Consider the following 16,386-nt stretch of genomic DNA (forward strand, 5'->3'; position numbering starts at 1 on the left):
CAATATTAATTGCTGATATTATACCTGTTGATGATAATCATTGGCTTACCCTCCCTTTTTAGATTGCCCAAATTACTCAAAATCATCTCGCTTTTCCTAAGATAAAAAAAAACTCCTCTTTTGAGCGAGTTTTTTAATTTACATAATATACTTTATGTTAACTTATCCAGCATTACCTTTTATCTGCTTTATATTGCTTTTCTTGACGATTTGGTTATTTCCTATTAAAGTAATTTCACTAAAAGGATTACTATCTCCGATGTTAACATTTGAATAAATGAACGAATCACTTCCAATAATCGATCGATTAATCACTGCATTTTCACCAATAAACGTATTAGGCAATACGACGGAATCCTTAATTACTGTTCCTTTGCTAACAGTTACCCCATGATATAGAACAGAATTTTCCACTTTACCAAACACTTTACAGCCTTCCGAAACTAATGATTGATTAATGGAACCCTTTCCGTCTAAATAAAATGGCTGATGGGAGGCTTCACGCGTATAAATCCCCCACTCTTCATTTTGTAAAATTGGATTGGTGTCATAAGAAAGTAAATCCATATTTGCTTCCCAAAGACTTTGGATTGTGCCAACATCCTTCCAGTAGCCGTTAAAACGATAAGCATAGACCTGAAGGTTATCTTTAATCATAGAGGGAATAATATCCTTGCCAAAATCCTTTGATGAAAATGCTTTTGACTCCTCTTTTTCTAAATATCTTTTTAAAATTTTCGATTTAAAAATATAAATTCCCATAGAAGCAAGGTTAGATTTCGGTTGTTTTGGTTTTTCTTCAAAATCTATTATTCTCTTCGAGTCAGAATTAATGCTCATAATTCCAAACCGGCTTGCGTCTCTCCACGGAACATTGATGACAGAAATGGTAACGTCTGCGTTTGTTTCTTTATGCTGTTTGAGCATTTTACTATAATCCATTTTATAAATATGGTCACCCGATAGCACCAGTACATCCTCTGGATTATAACTTTCAATATAGTTAAGGTTCTGGTAAATCGCATGAGCTGTTCCCTCATACCAGCAATCCCCTGTATCACTTTGATAAGGAGGAAGTATGGTGATACCACTATTTTTCCGATCTAAGTCCCAGTACTTCCCTTCTCCAATATAATTTTGAAGTGTATGTGGTTGATACTGTGTCAACACACCTACTGTATCAATCCCTGAATTGCTGCAATTGCTCAATGTGAAATCTATAATTCGATATTTTCCTCCGAATGGGACGGCTGGCTTTGCCGTGTAAGTGGTTAAGTCTTTTAGTCTAGTACCTCGGCCGCCTGCTAGGAGCATAGCGATACATTGTTTTTTTGACATAATGTCCCTCCTTGTTACGTGTATATTGTGTATTTACCATTTTATTAAATGTTTTAAACTGACAAATTGAGGAATTATAGATAATTTTATACTTTTGAAGGTTTATTTTTGAAGGGAAGTCGATATAAATAACGGGTTATAATTCAATAATAATCTAAAAATTCAGAATAACAACTTTGTGGTGAGTTTTTCTAACCAACATTTTACTAAGATAATAAAGAAAAGGTTTTCAAATTTATTTTGGCACTTTCTCACCTAAGAATGACTACTGTAAAATGAAGCCTATGTATTTTTATTAATATAAGGGGGGTCAGGGACAGGTGTCCTGTCCCTGTTTCTTATTGGTTATGGTTTTGTTGAGATTTTATGGATATTTTTTCAAGACCATTTTCTCTGTCAAACTCTACATCCGCTACTCCGACACCCTTTTTATTTTTGGAAAATCTGCTTTTTTTGTTTTTAGTCATATTTACACCTCATCTTAATTTAAATGTATTAATTTGAATGTATTCATTTGGGATGAAATTCATGTTTACGTAATGCATCCCTTCATTTAGTTTGCTGTTTATTGGTTATGCTATTCGATGTTCTAAGTCAAAAAATTTAGAGATTCCGAAAATCTTCATTTTTCCAGTCGGTCATTGTTATTCAGCGCATTTTTTGCTTTTCTCTACGGACCTTGGACTCACCACTAATTAAATTTCGGTCAAAGAAAAAAGGATGCCCCACACAAAGGGCATCCTCTCATTAATTAATTTTCTGCAAGTTTGTTTACTATCTTTTTATGAGAAGCTTGGGAATCTTCTGGATCCTCCGCTTGTTTCACACGTTTAATAAAGAAGGCAAGAACAAGAGCTACAAGGGCAATTCCAACTGAGACAAGGAACGAATCATTAATTCCTTCTAACATCGCCTTCATGGCAATTTCTTGCTTGATTTGTGCAGCCGCTTCTGCACTCGGTTGAGCGGTTAAATTTTTCATTGCCGAATCGGCAAGTTCAGTCGCATGGGTTTTCGTACGGTTTGACATAATGGTAATCAACAGAGCCGATCCAATCGCGCCAGATACCTGCTGCAGGGTATTGTTCATTGCGGTTCCATGTGGATAGTAACGCGCTGGCAGCTGATTTAATCCATTTGTCATGACTGGCATCATTACCATCGACATACCAAACATACGCACAGAGTATAAAATCATAAGTTCAGTATAGGTTGTATCTAAAGTTAATTTACTGAACATGTAGCTAGTAAAGATTGTAAGCGATAAACCGACAACAGCAAGTACTCTGCCTCCGAATTTATCGAATAATTTTCCGGTGATTGGGCTCATGATTCCCATTAAGATCGAGCCTGGAAGCATTAATAAACCAGATTTGAACGGCGTGATACCACGAATCGTTTGGACATAAATCGGTAAAAGCAGCATCGCTGAAAACATCGCCATGGCAATAACGATAGCAATTACGGATGATAGAGCGAACATCGGATATTTATAGACCCGGAAATTCAGCATCGGTTTATCTAGTTTGTTTTGACGAAGAATAAACCAAACTAAGCTAATTACCCCAATAGCTATTGTTAAATATACCTCTGGACTATCCCAGCCTTTATCACCAGCTGAACTAAATCCATATAACAAGCCTCCGAATCCTACACTTGAAAGTATTATTGATAAAAGATCAAGACGAAGATCCACTTTGCCCTTCTTATCTTTTAATAAGAAAATGGCAATTAATAGAATCACAGCGGCAATTGGCGATACTAGGTGGAACAGAATTCTCCAACTGTGATGTTCGACTAAGTATCCAGATAATGTCGGTCCTACGGCTGGAGCAAAAATGAATACTAATCCAAACATTCCCATCGCTGCTCCCCTTTTTTCAGGCGGGAAGCTAGTAAGCATGACGTTCATTAATAAAGGCATCATGATCGCTGAACCGGCAGCTTGAATCATTCTGGCAGCTAATAATAGCGGGAAGACATGAGAGAATCCAGCGATAATTGTTCCTATCGTAAATAAGCTCATTGCAACAAGGAATAAATTTCTTACAGAGTATTTTTGGATTAAAAACGCTGTTGCGGGAATCAATATTCCATTGACCAGCATATAGGCGGTGGCAAGCCATTGAACAGTCGAAGCATTTACATTTAAATCCTTCATGATGGATGGCAGCGCCACATTTAATAGTGTTTCATTTAACATCGAGATAAACGCGCCAATCATCAAAATGGCGATGATTCCATATGGAGGGCGTTTATTCGCTAATGGTGTTTCCATAGTGGTTCCCCCTTGTGTAAACTGTTGGTACAATTTTTTGTACTGTTATTCTGCATAGACATTATCATATACTGCTGGTTCATTTTTTGCAACTAAAATATCTCGCTGCATCAGCTATATTTGAATAGAACAAAAAAATACGGTACAATGTTTTTTGTACTGTCAGTCTAAACCAGGAATTAAAGGTGATTATTATGAACGATAGAAAGCAGCATGTCATCGAAAAAGCCCATCAGTTATTCATCGAAAAAGGTTTTCAGGCCACTTCGATTATCGATATATTAGAATACAGCGGTATCTCAAAAGGTACATTCTATAATTATTTTTCTTCAAAAAATGAACTGCTGATTGCGATTTTTACTTCTTTGAGTCAAAGGATTGATCAGGAGAGGAATAAGCTCCTAATCGGTCAAGATCCATCGGATATAGAAATATTTATTCAGCAGCTTGAGCTGCAAATGGCTTTTAATAAGAGGAATAAACTGCTCACCCTTTTCGAGGAGGTATTTGTCTCCAATGACCCTTCCTTAAAGCAATTTCTGAAACGGTTTCAACTTATGTACCTTCATTGGATCTATAGCCGGTTTGTCGCTTTATTTGGGGAAAGTAAACAACCTTATTTGCTGGATTGTGCGATTATGTTTCTCGGCATGCTTCATCATAATATTCATCATCATTTTATGGCACATGAAATGGATAGCAGTCTGAAACATATCATTCGCTACTCTGTGGAACGAATTGTAAACATGGTAGAGGAAGTGGAGAGAAGCGGAGATCAGCTTCTGGCCCCTGAAATTTTTTCCAAATGGCTGCCAGAATGCAATAAAACTGGATTGGCTTTTGAGAAGAAATTATTTTATATTATTTCTGCCTTAAAGAAAAATATCAGTGATGGTGAAAACCTGCTTGAGCCGATTGAATTGTTGGACTTTATTCAGGAGGAAGTCATTCATTCCAAAACACCGCGTAAATTTCTTATTAAAAGTGCACTTACGACTCTAAAAGAAATATCGGAAGTTAAATGGCAGAACGAATTAGAAAAACTTGAAGAGATTATTAATGACTTTCTTATCGAATAACAATAGAAAAAGTGCGAATTAGTCTCGCACTTTTTCTATTGCATTTATCTTACATGCAAATCATTTGGATGTGCACCTTTACGTCGATTTTTATTGATTTGGTTTATTTCGTTCATTTCATCGGAAGTAAGTTCAAAATCAAACACATTGAAGTTTTCTTCAATTCTTGACGGTGTCACTGATTTAGGGATCACAATGGTGTTATTTTGTAAATGCCAGCGCAATACGGTTTGTGCAGGGGTTTTGCCATGCGTTTTAGCAATTTTTTGAACCACTTCATCTTGTAACACTTCTCCGCCTTGGTCAAGAGGACTCCAGGCTTCTAGAAAAATATTATGCTTGGAACAGAACTCTTTCAGTTCATTTTGAGCAAGATATGGATGACATTCCACCTGATTTAGTACGGGGACAACATCACATTCTTTTAATAGTCGTTCTAAATGTTCTATTTCAAAATTACACACGCCGATGGCTCTGACACGACCATCATGATAGAGCTTTTCTAAAGCTTTATAGGTTTCTACATATTGATCAAATTTAGGAGTTGGCCAATGAATCAGGTAAAGGTCGACATAGTCTAAACCTAATCGTTCTAAGCTTTCATCGAAGGCACGTAACGTATTTTCATAGCCTTGATCAGCGTTCCAAACTTTTGTTGTAATGAATAACTCCTCGCGGGGAATCGATGATTCATTAATTGCTTTTCCCACGCCTTTTTCATTTTTATAAATCATCGCCGTGTCGATGGAACGGTAACCGACTTCCAGGGCCATTTTCACTGCCGCCGTTGCTTGATTATCCTCCACTTGCCATACACCAAAACCAAGCTGCGGCATTTTTACACCATTATTTAATGTAACAAAGTTCATTTGGTCTGCTCCTTTTCAAGTTAATTTTTTTATAAAAATTTAGCGGCTGGGAAATCCTCTTTCATACTGGGTTGGAATGTCTATTTCTTTGTGAAGCACTGTTGCGGCTTCGAGAGCCCAGTATGGGTTTCTCAACATTGCTCTTCCGACAGCGACTAAGTCAGCATCTTCATTACCGATGACAGAGTCAGCTAATCCCGGTTCGTCTAATCTGCCAACCGCAATCACAGGAATATTAAGAGCTTGTTTGATCGCTCTGGCTAAAGGCACTTGATAGGCTACATGGGTACCTGGTCTTCCTGCAGCGGCAATCGGGCCTTCTCCCCCTGCACTGACATGGAACATATCGACTCCAGCGTTTTGAAATTCTCTTGAAAATTCAATCGCTTCTTCGATTCGATAGCCGCCTTCCACGTACTCGGTTCCAGAAATTCGCATAATTAATGGCATATCATCAGGCATTTCACTTTTTACTGCCTGAATGATTTCTTTTCCAAACTTGGTTAATTCCTTTCCGTACTCGTCTGTTCTTTTATTTGTATAAGAGGAAGTGAATTGGTGAATTAAGTACCCGTGTGCCCCGTGGAGTTCAATCACATCCACTCCTGCCTTTATTGCTCTTTGTGCAGCCAAACGGAATTTCTCGACCATATCTTTTACTTCCTCGGTTGATAGGGCTCTTGGTGTTTTAAAGGTTTCATCAAATGGGATCGCTGAAGCTGCCACTGGTTCTTCGGCATCTTGAGCTTTACGGCCAGCATGAGCGATTTGGATGCCCACTTTCGCACCATATTGATGGCAAGCATCCACGATTCGTTTTAGTGCTGGAATCTGCTCGTCAGACCATAAACCTAAATCGTTGTCGGTAATCCGTCCATCCGGCTCGACATCGGTCATTTCGATTATAATAAGACTAGCACCGCCAATCGCCCGGCTAACATAATGCATGTAATGCCAGTCCGTTGCAATCCCATCCTTATTGTATACGGAGTATTGACACATCGGCGGCATAACCACACGATTTTTTAGCTGCAGTCCTTTAATCTGGTAAGGGCTAAATAAATGATCCATATAAAACACTCCTTTATGTATAAGCATTTTTCATGTAGTAGGAGCTTTGCTGCTACCGTGTTAACAAAGTTAGCGTCTACTTTTTCCGCTTTTTTAACCATGTTTTACATTAAAATGCTATTAAAATTGAGACACATTAAAATAAAATGTATGTGCATGCATACAAATTAGCATGCCTATTTGCTTCTCGTCAAATAAAATGATTACAAGAAAAGAGACCATTTTTACCCTTGATCCGGAATTTAACTGGTCCCATTTTCCTTTAATTGAATCATTAATTGGTGTAATTCATCGAATATTATTTTTTGGGAGAACGTACTTTCAAGCGTTTGTTGAAACGTAACCATTGCCTGTTTGAGTTTCTCTTCTCCTTCCTTTGTTAAAGAAGTAAAGATCGCACGGCGGTCATCAACGCAGATATTCCTTTTTAATACTCCACAGTCCCTTGCCTCAAAACGACTGACCAGTCTAGACATAGCACTTTGGCTTAACCCGACCATGTTTTGCAGTTGCTGCAATTTTAACTTCCTGTCAGGGGCTTCAGATAAAAATAAGAGAACGTAAAACTCGTTCAGTGATAATTGGTGTTTTTCTTGCAGACTGTTTTCTAACGTATTTGTGATTTTGACTTGAAGATTAGAGAAAGATAACCATTTAGTGATCAGATCTTTTTGTTCCATTTATACCACCTATTCTAGGAACTGCTAAGGTTCATTATCCCTATACTAACAAGTAATCAATTTACTAGTCAATTTTACCCTGGGAGTTTCATTATAATCCGGTTTGATTTTTTAACATATCTACGTTTTCAAACTAAATCTTATGGTATACTGTGTAGGTCTTTTTTAGTTTTACGAAAATTTCCATATTCACAACATGAATATACGAAGAAGGATGGTGTGTGGTGTATGATACATAATCCAACGGGTAAGCAGCGGTTAGGATTAGCTTTTCTGCTAAGTATGCTTGGAATGCTTGGTCCTTTTAATATCGATATGTATTTGCCAAGTTTCCCGAGTATTGGACAAGATTTTGGGACTCGTGCTTCGCTTGTACAGTTAAGTTTAACTGCATGTTTAATCGGGCTTGCCATTGGTCAGATCATTGTTGGACCGATTAGTGATGCCAGGGGGAGAAGAAAGCCATTATTCATTTCCATTTCTCTATTTGCCGTTTCGTCGCTCCTCTGTGCACTTGCTCCGAATATTGTCACATTGGTCGCAGCCCGATTCTTACAAGGAATCACAGCCTCAAGCGGAATCGTCCTCTCCCGGGCCGTTGTACGTGATGTGTTTAGCGGCAAAGAGCTGACAAAATTTTTTGCGCTATTAATGGTGATTAATTCAACTGCGCCAATGATTGCTCCAATGACAGGCGGGGCGATTCTTCTGTTGCCCTTTGCGAGCTGGCATACCATTTTTTATTTCTTATTTTTTCTGGGGATCTTTATCGTGTTAGTTGCGGCCTTCCGTTTACCTGAAACTTTACCGGTGGAAAAAAGGATTCCAAGTTCAGTAGGTCATTCATTACGTACAATTGGAAATTTGTTTAAGGACCGTTCGTTTATCGGGTATGCCTTAATTGTCGGCTTTGTCCACGGAGGCAGCTTTGCCTATGTATCAGGTACTCCCTTTGTGTATCAGGGAATCTATGATGTATCGCCTCAAGCTTTTAGTATTTTATTTGGTATTAATGGGCTGGCTATCATTACAGGGAGTTATCTTATCGGTCGCTTTGCGGGGATTATTTCTGAAAGAAATTTGCTTCGGACTGCTGTAATTACGGCTGTTTGTGCAACTTCTTTCCTGCTGGTGATGACAGTCGTCGAAGGGCCGCTAGCTGCCATTGTGATACCGATTTTTATTTACATGACAACGATGGGGATGATTCTAACAAGTTCATTTACGCTTGCGATGGAAAAACAAGGAGCTCGGGCAGGAAGTGCTAGTGCGGTGTTGGGCATGCTTCCATTATTAATTGGTTCGCTAGTTTCCCCTCTGGTTGGGATCAATGAAACAACTGCTGTACCCATGGGAGCGATTCTTTTTTTAACGTCTTCGATTGGTTGTATTTTCTTCTTTACTTTGACAAAAAAGAAATCGTCAAAGGTAAACATTGGACTACATGCGGGTTGATAGTAACACAGCAAAAAGGCGGATGTTCCTTGCCGCCTTTTTTATGGTCTCTATGATTTTTTTGCTAGGTCCTCAGTGGTTGAAACAATTCTTTATCGACCGTTTGGCTTTTTTATTTCGGCCCTTGGGTGTTATGAACCGTTCTTATCTACCGTACGGCTCATTTTGCTTGGTCTTCAGGCGTTATAAACGCTCCTTATCTACCGTTCCATCCTTTTGTTTCGGCCTTCGGGTGTTATGAACCCTCCTTATCTACCATTACACTCTTTTTGTTCAGTATTCTGGCGTTATGAACCCTCTTATTTACGTTCTACTTTTTTGGCTCGGCCACTTCCCCATTCTGAATCCGCCTTTTACTAGACTCTATGAATGTATATGAGAGTGTCTCTATACAAAAAAAAGGATTGCTCTGCAATCCTTACTTCGAAGTTCTGTTTTCTCAATTTTTCGCTAATCAAATCTTAACGTGTCTTATTGATCGTATGGTTAACTAAGTTTTGAGTCGCGTCATCGGTAGATTCTGTCGGATTCTCGATCGCAGACTGCACATAATTTAAAGCAGACTGATTAATATTTTTAAATATTTTCATTTTATTTTCCGGATCGTGTTGATTTCGAAAGCGAACCATTTTCCATTCCTCCCACTATTTTTTTACCTTTTATTTTCTGTTTGTATGTGGAAGAATATACACTTGGTAGTTAAAAACTCCTCCTTCCTTTTCCTCATATTACATTTTTTTAAAAATTTACCTTTCATTTCATAAGCTAGTTTTGTATACTAAAAAAAGTTAAATAAAAATAACTAGGGGAGTCCAATAGTTTGGGCTGAGAGAGAAACACGCTTAAGTTTCTTGACCCTTTGGACCTGATCTGGATCATACCAGCGTGGGGAAGTTGAACATATATCTTTTTGATATTAACTTCTACATATATTAGCCGGGTCCATCCATTTATGGACCCGGCTTTTTTATGTTCTTCATTAATTCCCTTCCATGTTCTAGAACTCGTCCTTTTAAAAAATATTAAGGGAGAGATTGATCAATGGTATCCACCTCATTAAATGAAAAAAACATTTCCATCATGTCAAGTTTTTCAGGCAGCAAAAAAGTTTATGCCCAAGGTTCAAGACCTGATATTAAGGTTCCTATGCGGGAAATTGAGCTAAGTTCGACAATCAACACCTTTGGCGAGGAAGCAAATCCCCCTGTTCGAGTGTATGATACGAGCGGGCCTTACACGGATGTGAATTATTCAGCAGACATTACCAAAGGCCTGCCTCCCCTTCGCAGCAACTGGATCCTGGAACGCTCTGATGTGGAAGAATATGAAGGCCGCGATATTAAGCCAGAAGACAATGGCTATCAAGATATCAATGACCCTCGTGCCAATCATAAAGTATTTCCTGGTTTAAAACGTAATCCATTACGAGCGGTAAATGGGAAAAATGTCACACAACTCCATTATGCGAAAAAGGGAATCATCACTCCTGAAATGGAATTCATTGCGATCAGGGAAAACCTAAAGCCTGAATTTGTTCGAGATGAAGTGGCCAGGGGCCGGGCGATTATCCCTGCAAATATCAATCATCCAGAAACAGAGCCGATGATCATCGGACGCAATTTCCATGTAAAAATTAATGCCAACATCGGGAACTCGGCTGTTTCCTCTTCAATTGAAGAAGAAGTGGAAAAAATGACATGGGCTACACGCTGGGGAGCTGATACGATCATGGATCTATCTACAGGAAAAAACATTCACACAACCCGCGAGTGGATTATTCGGAACTCAGCCGTTCCTGTTGGAACCGTTCCGATTTATCAAGCCCTTGAAAAAGTAAATGGAATTGCAGAAGATCTGACTTGGGAAGTATACCGTGATACGTTGATTGAACAAGCGGAACAAGGAGTCGATTACTTCACGATTCATGCGGGGGTTCTTTTACGATACGTACCGTTAACAGCGAAACGCTTAACCGGGATTGTGTCACGCGGTGGGTCGATTATGGCCCAATGGTGCCTGCATCACCATAAAGAAAACTTCTTATATACTCACTTTGAAGAAATATGTGAAATCATGAAGGCATACGACGTGGCGTTCTCCTTAGGCGACGGGTTACGCCCAGGTTCGATTGCCGATGCAAACGATGAAGCCCAATTTGCGGAATTAGAGACACTCGGTGAATTAACAAAGATTGCGTGGGAACATGATGTTCAGGTAATGGTGGAAGGACCGGGTCATGTCCCTATGCATCTCATTAAGGAAAACATGGATAAACAATTAGAGGTATGTAAGGAAGCGCCCTTCTATACACTGGGACCTCTTACAACGGATATTGCTCCCGGATATGATCATATAACCTCTGCCATTGGAGCCGCGATGATTGGCTGGTTTGGGACAGCGATGCTATGCTATGTTACCCCAAAAGAGCATCTCGGACTACCAAATAGAGACGATGTTCGCGAAGGAGTGATTACTTATAAAATTGCCGCACATGCCGCTGATTTAGCTAAGGGACATCCCGGTGCCCAAATAAGAGATGATGCCTTATCCAAAGCCCGGTTCGAATTCCGCTGGCATGATCAATTCAATCTATCATTGGACCCAGAACGGGCGTTGGAATATCATGATGAAACACTCCCTGCCGAAGGGGCAAAGACCGCCCATTTTTGTTCCATGTGCGGACCTAAATTTTGCAGCATGAGAATCTCTCATGATATCCGTAATTATGCCAAAGAAAATAAACTTGATACCGAAGAAGCAATAGCAAAGGGAATGCGGGAAAAAGCAGAAGAATTTAAACAAACTGGTGGTACTGTTTATCAGTAAATTTTCCCCTTGGTTATTGTTGTTCACAGGAACTAGGCCGAGTGATTAACTAAGTAGGGTAATTGGACCTTTTCTATCAGTATCTAGCTTTGTTACCTATTAAAGAAATCCTTTTACAAAAATAAATCCCTCCAAATGCAAATCCTTGGAGGGATTTATTTTTTTCTAAAATTCTTCGTAAACGGCAGGATCTTGATTGTTTATTCTGCCATCCTGTCGAGTTAAACCGGAAATTAAGTTCATCTCTGTTTCATCTAGTGAAAAGTCAAATATCGATATATTCTCTAGCTGCCGTTCAGCAGAAGCGGATTTAGGAATGGATATGGCCCCCAGCTGGTAATGCCAGCGCAGGATTACTTGAGAAATTGATTTATTATGTTGGTCCGCCATTTGTTGAAGAATATCATTTTGCAGGACTTCATTGGCACGATATAATGGACTCCAGGATTCTGTTACGATATTATTTGCTTCGTGCCATTTTCGTTGCCCGGCTTGATTGAAAAATGGATGTAATTCAATTTGATTCATGCTCGGGATCACGCCTGTTTCTTTTTCCAACCGCTCGATATGTTCTGGTAAGAAATTGCACACACCAATCGAACGAATCAGCCCTGATTTCTTGGCATCTATCAATGCTTGCCACGCTTCCACGTATGTATCCTGGATAGGGTTTGGCCAATGAATGAGATAGATATCATAATAATCTAGATTGGCACGATATAACGATTCTTGAATAGTCGTAACCGCTTTGTCATAGTTATGGTAGCGCCCTGGCAGTTTGGAGGTAATCTTTAATTCTTCTCTAGGAATGGAACTCCGTCTGACCGCTTCCCCTACAGTTCCTTCATTTTCATAATTATAAGCAGAATCTATCAGTCTATATCCGATATCAATCGCACTTAAAATAGATTGGACCCCTTCTTTCCCTTTCAGCTTATAGGTGCCCAAACCAACCACCGGCAATGTAAGTCCATCATTCAATGTAATATCTGGAATTTTCTTAACCATTATTTGTCACTCCTTTCAAGACTATCTTAAAATTATCACAAATATTGATTATTTTCATGGAAATAGATTTAATTAGATATACTTTTTAAGATTTGGGGTATTCTATACAACAAACCATTTATCTTATAAAGAAAGAAGGGATTATCATGCTTTGGACAATCGTTGGTTTATTGATTTTATTCTGGATCCTCGGGCTAGTATTCCATATAGCAGGTGGACTCATTCACCTCCTGCTAGTCGTCGCAGCCGTCGTTCTACTATTCAAATTTATCTCAGGACGGACAAAAAATAGAGCCTAAACCAAATAAATGTCAGGCACTCCCAATTGGTGCCTGACACCATTTACTGTTTTTTGATAGGGGTAACAATGGAAAATAAGCTTTCGGTTGGATCAGTGACGTTAAATTCAATGATTTTATATCCATTCCCTCCTTCTTTTCGCTCCTCTTTCTTCGATGTGACTAATTGATTGTTATTCATTTTTCATACTTCCTTCCCAACATGGTTATCACAGAAATTACTATATGATGGATGGTTAAATTTGTGCCTAGATTTTTCACCACACCATCTTAATTTTTATTACATCTTTATTGATAATCTTCTGTTGGTATTTTTCTATCTCTATCTTCATCAAATTAAAAAACCTATTTCTCTCATTGGAAATAGGTTTTTCTTTGTCTATCATGTTTATTGTGATAAAAGCTTTTGTGCGACTATATAGCCTGACCCGCCATTTACTCCGTGTCCCGGCCATGTCGCAGCGCCAAGCATATAAACATTCGGAATGGCTGTCTGATGACCCGACTGTCCCGGTAACGGTCTAAACAGATAGCTTTGCGCCAAGTCATGTGCACCGCCGTAAGGGTCACCTGGTCCTGAATTTGGGTTAAAACTTTTAATGGTATCAGGAGTGACAACGTACTTTCCGATGACCGCACTTGGAATGTTCGGAATATGCTTGCTCACCACATCGAGTACACGTTCTGTAAATTGCTCTGTTAAATCATAATTCCATGTTCCATCACCGACATCAATTTGATTTGCCGCATCCCCACGGGGGCGAATCGGCACTTCTAACACTTGGATCCGCATAATTGCTTTTCCTTCTGGTGCACGTGTTGGATCCAGATTCGTTGAGCAGTCCACTGTGAAAGTCGGCTTGACAGGGAGCAAATCAGCCATCCCTTGGGCGATGGCCAAGGAAAATCCCTCTAATCCGTCGGTCAGATGCGGCTGACCAACCCGGTTAAATCGTTGATCCGTCCACTTTGGCGGTTCTTTAAGGGCTAAATGAATCTGCACACAGCCACGGCCATAGCGAAACTTTTCTGCTTGTGCACGAAGTGGGGGAGAAATTTCCGTATCCTTTAGGAGTGATAGATATAGCTGATCCGGTGTGGTTGTTGCTACAACTGCGTGTTTAGCCAAATATTTTCTTCCTTTAGCTGTCCGGACACCTACTGCTTTCCCGTTCTCCACAATAATTCGCTCAACATAGGAGTTGGTAACTATCTCTCCGCCTTGATCTTTAATTAATCCTACCAAAGCTTGAACCAGTCTCTCACTGCCGCCTTCTGGGGTAGGCATACCTCCGCCCATCAATGCCATTGTCGTTAGCGGCACCCAAATACCGCTTCCCACTTCATCCGGCGTCCGCCCTAAATGGGTCACCCAAGAGGCCAGCATTGCCCGCATAACTGGTGATTTTAGGGAACTAACTGTATTGCGGGCCGTGGTCATCAGGGATGCCGCAAAGGATGAGTAACCAGCCCCGCCCTCTTCATGAAGCAGGCGCTTAATGACAGGTGCAGCTTCCGGACTGGATAGATCGACGTTAAACAAGCCAAATACATCATTAACATAAGGATTCAATTGCTCAAACATTTCTGCTAAAACTGCACCGTCACCAGGAGCCAACCGTTCAGCTTCCTCCATTAATGCATCAAATGCCGTCGGAAGAACAGCAGTTCGCCCGTCTTCCATTGAAACCCCAGTCGGTAAATCTGTATTCAAATATCGAAGCCCCCGCTTCTCCAGGTCCTCTCTTAGTTCTGCATAGGCAGGCCCGGTCGTAAAAAGCGGATGTGCTGCCGCAAATACATCATGTTTAAATCCAGGAAGTATCAATTCCTCTGTCCGTAAGAAACCGCCAGGGCGATCATTCTTCTCTAACAGTAGTACGCTGCGCCCTGCCCGGGTTAAATAGGCAGCTGCAATCAATGCATTATGGCCGCTGCCAATAATAACTACGTCATAAATTCCCATTCAATCTCTCCTTTTTTCAAAGTAGCCCTATCTACGAAAAAAGATATTCGATTGTCTGGATAGTAAGTACTAAAACTAGCAAAAATTTTTTAAATATTTTTCCTTATATCTTTCTCTTTCGAATAGGAAATATGTCTAGTAGAAACAATTCACGATTGACCAAAAAAAAGAGATGCCTCAGCACCTCGATATTTTACTTGTATTCAAAAGTATACAACATTTCCTAAGAGGTTACTTCAGACCTCATACGTCTCAACTCGTTGTTTATATACTTTCTGTTTTTAAATAAAAATAGTATAAGTTCGTTTCTCTCTAGTTCCTGTTCTCCCTCATCACAATAATCCAAGCCTTTACCATGTATGGTCCATTTCTTTTCTTCTTTGTAATACATTAATGTCCAGTCCCCGTTTCGGGTGTGGTCTTGGAATAAAAAATAATGTTTGTTTCCTTGTTGGTCAAATTCTGCTAAGTCTAAGAAGTTATTTAGAAAATACTCAATATCTTTCTTGTAAACAATCAATTTCATATTTCCTCTCACCACCTTCTACTATGTAGCTATTTTAACATAATCTGCTAAAAATTTGGTAGTGTTTGCTAAGGAACCTAAAAATCGTTATATTTCCCCAAGCTCCTCCCTAATGAAGATAATCGTACGTGTTTTTTGCTATCAGTAAAACGGTGACCACAATAAACAATGCTCTTACATAGCCGCTTCCTTTTGCAATCGCGAACTTCGAGCCGCAGACGGCCCCAAGTATTTGGGCTATCCCCATCGGAATACCATATGCATAATTCACATGACCTAAAAACATGAACATAAGCAGTGCCGCAATATTACTCCCAAAATTTAAAAATTTGGCATTTCCCGCCGCCTTTAAAAAATCAAACCCAACCATTAAAAAGGCAAAGATTAAAAATGAACCGGTTCCTGGGCCGATAAAACCATCATAAAAACCGATAGAAAATATAAGAAACATGAATAATGCTAAATGTCGAAATGATAATTTTTTCTCCGTTGTTACACTGCCCCAATTCTTTTTGAAAATAGTATAGACTGCAACAACGGCGAGCATGACCAGCATTAACGGCTTTAGAATTTCTGGATTAATTAAATCAACCGTCCATGCACCAATCATCGAGCCAATGAACGTAAGGGGAAAGAGCTTATAAACATCCTTAATATTGACTTTTCCTGAGCGATAGAACATTACTGTACTCGTTAACGAGCCGATGGTTCCTGCTAATTTATTGGTGGCCACAGCAGAGGCCGGCGGAAGACCGGTAAATAATAAGGCCGGTAAAGCAATCAGTCCGCCTCCGCCGACAACAGAATCAATAAATGCAGCTAAAAACCCAAATACAACTAAAATAATCAATAACGATGGATCTAAATCAAAATACATTTAAACTACCTTCTCTCTAGTAACTATAGAAATGTTATCTAACATTTTTATTATTGTAAATAGCCATTGCTATATTAAAAAAAGTTGTTCCAAAAAATTTGGAACAACTTTTTT

The 16,386-nt window shown here is 39.4% G+C and carries 16 protein-coding genes and 1 riboswitch; of the genes, 4 read left to right on the forward strand and 12 right to left on the reverse strand.

The window, feature by feature from the left end; genetic code table 11:
- Nucleotides 1-162: 162 nt before the first annotated feature.
- The 3 genes from GXK58_RS00380 to GXK58_RS00385 form a co-directional block, all read right to left on the reverse strand.
- A complete protein-coding gene (locus tag GXK58_RS00380) occupies nucleotides 163-1,338 on the reverse strand; it encodes a glucose-1-phosphate adenylyltransferase (RefSeq protein WP_160718777.1) in 1,176 nt (391 codons plus the stop codon).
- A gap of 338 nt (nucleotides 1,339-1,676) precedes the next feature.
- Nucleotides 1,677-1,805, reverse strand: coding sequence for a hypothetical protein (locus tag GXK58_RS27455; RefSeq protein WP_272928104.1), 129 nt, complete (start codon nucleotides 1,803-1,805; stop codon nucleotides 1,677-1,679).
- A gap of 284 nt (nucleotides 1,806-2,089) precedes the next feature.
- A complete protein-coding gene (locus GXK58_RS00385) occupies nucleotides 2,090-3,616 on the reverse strand; it encodes a DHA2 family efflux MFS transporter permease subunit (protein ID WP_160718779.1) in 1,527 nt (508 codons plus the stop codon).
- 194 nt (nucleotides 3,617-3,810) lie between these two features.
- On the opposite strand from GXK58_RS00385, the gene GXK58_RS00390 reads away from it, so the two are divergent.
- A complete protein-coding gene (locus tag GXK58_RS00390; protein ID WP_160718781.1) occupies nucleotides 3,811-4,695 on the forward strand; it encodes a TetR/AcrR family transcriptional regulator in 885 nt (294 codons plus the stop codon).
- A 44-nt stretch (nucleotides 4,696-4,739) separates the two neighbouring features.
- On the opposite strand, the gene GXK58_RS00395 is transcribed toward GXK58_RS00390, so the two are convergent.
- The 3 genes from GXK58_RS00395 to GXK58_RS00405 all read right to left on the reverse strand — a co-directional run bounded on the left by GXK58_RS00395 (nucleotide 4,740) and on the right by GXK58_RS00405 (nucleotide 7,315).
- On the reverse strand, nucleotides 4,740-5,564 hold the full coding sequence (locus GXK58_RS00395; RefSeq protein WP_160718783.1) for an aldo/keto reductase: 825 nt from the start codon (nucleotides 5,562-5,564) through the stop codon (nucleotides 4,740-4,742).
- A 39-nt stretch (nucleotides 5,565-5,603) separates the two neighbouring features.
- Nucleotides 5,604-6,635 carry an NADH:flavin oxidoreductase/NADH oxidase gene (locus GXK58_RS00400; protein WP_160718785.1) on the reverse strand — a complete coding sequence of 344 codons (1,032 nt, stop codon included), beginning with the start codon at nucleotides 6,633-6,635 and terminating at the stop codon, nucleotides 5,604-5,606.
- 242 nt (nucleotides 6,636-6,877) lie between these two features.
- Nucleotides 6,878-7,315, reverse strand: a complete 438-nt coding sequence (locus GXK58_RS00405) for a MarR family winged helix-turn-helix transcriptional regulator (RefSeq protein WP_160718787.1) — start codon at nucleotides 7,313-7,315, stop codon at nucleotides 6,878-6,880.
- A 228-nt stretch (nucleotides 7,316-7,543) separates the two neighbouring features.
- Between GXK58_RS00405 and GXK58_RS00410 the strand changes: the two genes are divergently transcribed.
- Nucleotides 7,544-8,770: a Bcr/CflA family efflux MFS transporter gene (locus GXK58_RS00410; RefSeq protein WP_160718789.1), complete on the forward strand. Its 1,227-nt coding sequence runs from the start codon at nucleotides 7,544-7,546 to the stop codon at nucleotides 8,768-8,770.
- 461 nt (nucleotides 8,771-9,231) lie between these two features.
- Here the strand turns inward: GXK58_RS00410 and GXK58_RS00415 are convergent, their stop codons facing one another.
- The gene (locus GXK58_RS00415; protein ID WP_160718791.1) at nucleotides 9,232-9,399 is read right to left on the reverse strand and encodes a hypothetical protein; all 168 of its coding nucleotides are present in this window, start codon (nucleotides 9,397-9,399) and stop codon (nucleotides 9,232-9,234) included.
- A 165-nt stretch (nucleotides 9,400-9,564) separates the two neighbouring features.
- A riboswitch (TPP riboswitch) is annotated at nucleotides 9,565-9,679 on the forward strand.
- A 132-nt stretch (nucleotides 9,680-9,811) separates the two neighbouring features.
- Between GXK58_RS00415 and thiC the strand changes: the two genes are divergently transcribed.
- Entirely contained in the window at nucleotides 9,812-11,596 is a 1,785-nt protein-coding gene (gene thiC / locus GXK58_RS00420; protein WP_160718793.1) for a phosphomethylpyrimidine synthase ThiC, read from the forward strand.
- Nucleotides 11,597-11,761: 165 nt separating this feature from the next.
- Here the strand turns inward: thiC and GXK58_RS00425 are convergent, their stop codons facing one another.
- Complete coding sequence (locus tag GXK58_RS00425) at nucleotides 11,762-12,604, reverse strand: aldo/keto reductase (protein ID WP_160718795.1); 843 nt, start codon at nucleotides 12,602-12,604, stop codon at nucleotides 11,762-11,764.
- A gap of 146 nt (nucleotides 12,605-12,750) precedes the next feature.
- Here GXK58_RS00425 and GXK58_RS00430 point away from each other — a divergent pair, with 146 nt between their 5' ends.
- Entirely contained in the window at nucleotides 12,751-12,903 is a 153-nt protein-coding gene (locus GXK58_RS00430; protein WP_160718797.1) for a lmo0937 family membrane protein, read from the forward strand.
- Nucleotides 12,904-12,946: 43 nt separating this feature from the next.
- On the opposite strand, the gene GXK58_RS00435 is transcribed toward GXK58_RS00430, so the two are convergent.
- The 4 genes from GXK58_RS00435 to GXK58_RS00450 form a co-directional block, all read right to left on the reverse strand.
- A complete protein-coding gene (locus GXK58_RS00435) occupies nucleotides 12,947-13,084 on the reverse strand; it encodes a hypothetical protein (RefSeq protein ID WP_160718799.1) in 138 nt (45 codons plus the stop codon).
- A gap of 207 nt (nucleotides 13,085-13,291) precedes the next feature.
- The gene (locus tag GXK58_RS00440; protein ID WP_160718801.1) at nucleotides 13,292-14,869 is read right to left on the reverse strand and encodes a phytoene desaturase family protein; all 1,578 of its coding nucleotides are present in this window, start codon (nucleotides 14,867-14,869) and stop codon (nucleotides 13,292-13,294) included.
- A 223-nt stretch (nucleotides 14,870-15,092) separates the two neighbouring features.
- Nucleotides 15,093-15,395 (reverse strand): hypothetical protein, encoded by a 303-nt coding sequence (locus GXK58_RS00445; RefSeq protein WP_160718803.1) that lies wholly within the window; start codon nucleotides 15,393-15,395, stop codon nucleotides 15,093-15,095.
- Nucleotides 15,396-15,504: 109 nt separating this feature from the next.
- Nucleotides 15,505-16,272: a TSUP family transporter gene (locus tag GXK58_RS00450; protein ID WP_160718805.1), complete on the reverse strand. Its 768-nt coding sequence runs from the start codon at nucleotides 16,270-16,272 to the stop codon at nucleotides 15,505-15,507.
- Nucleotides 16,273-16,386 lie beyond the last annotated feature (114 nt).

Origin of the sequence: Bacillus sp. USDA818B3_A (assembly GCF_009928415.1) — a bacterium.
In the GTDB taxonomy this organism is placed as follows: Bacteria; Bacillota; Bacilli; order Bacillales; family Cytobacillaceae; genus Neobacillus.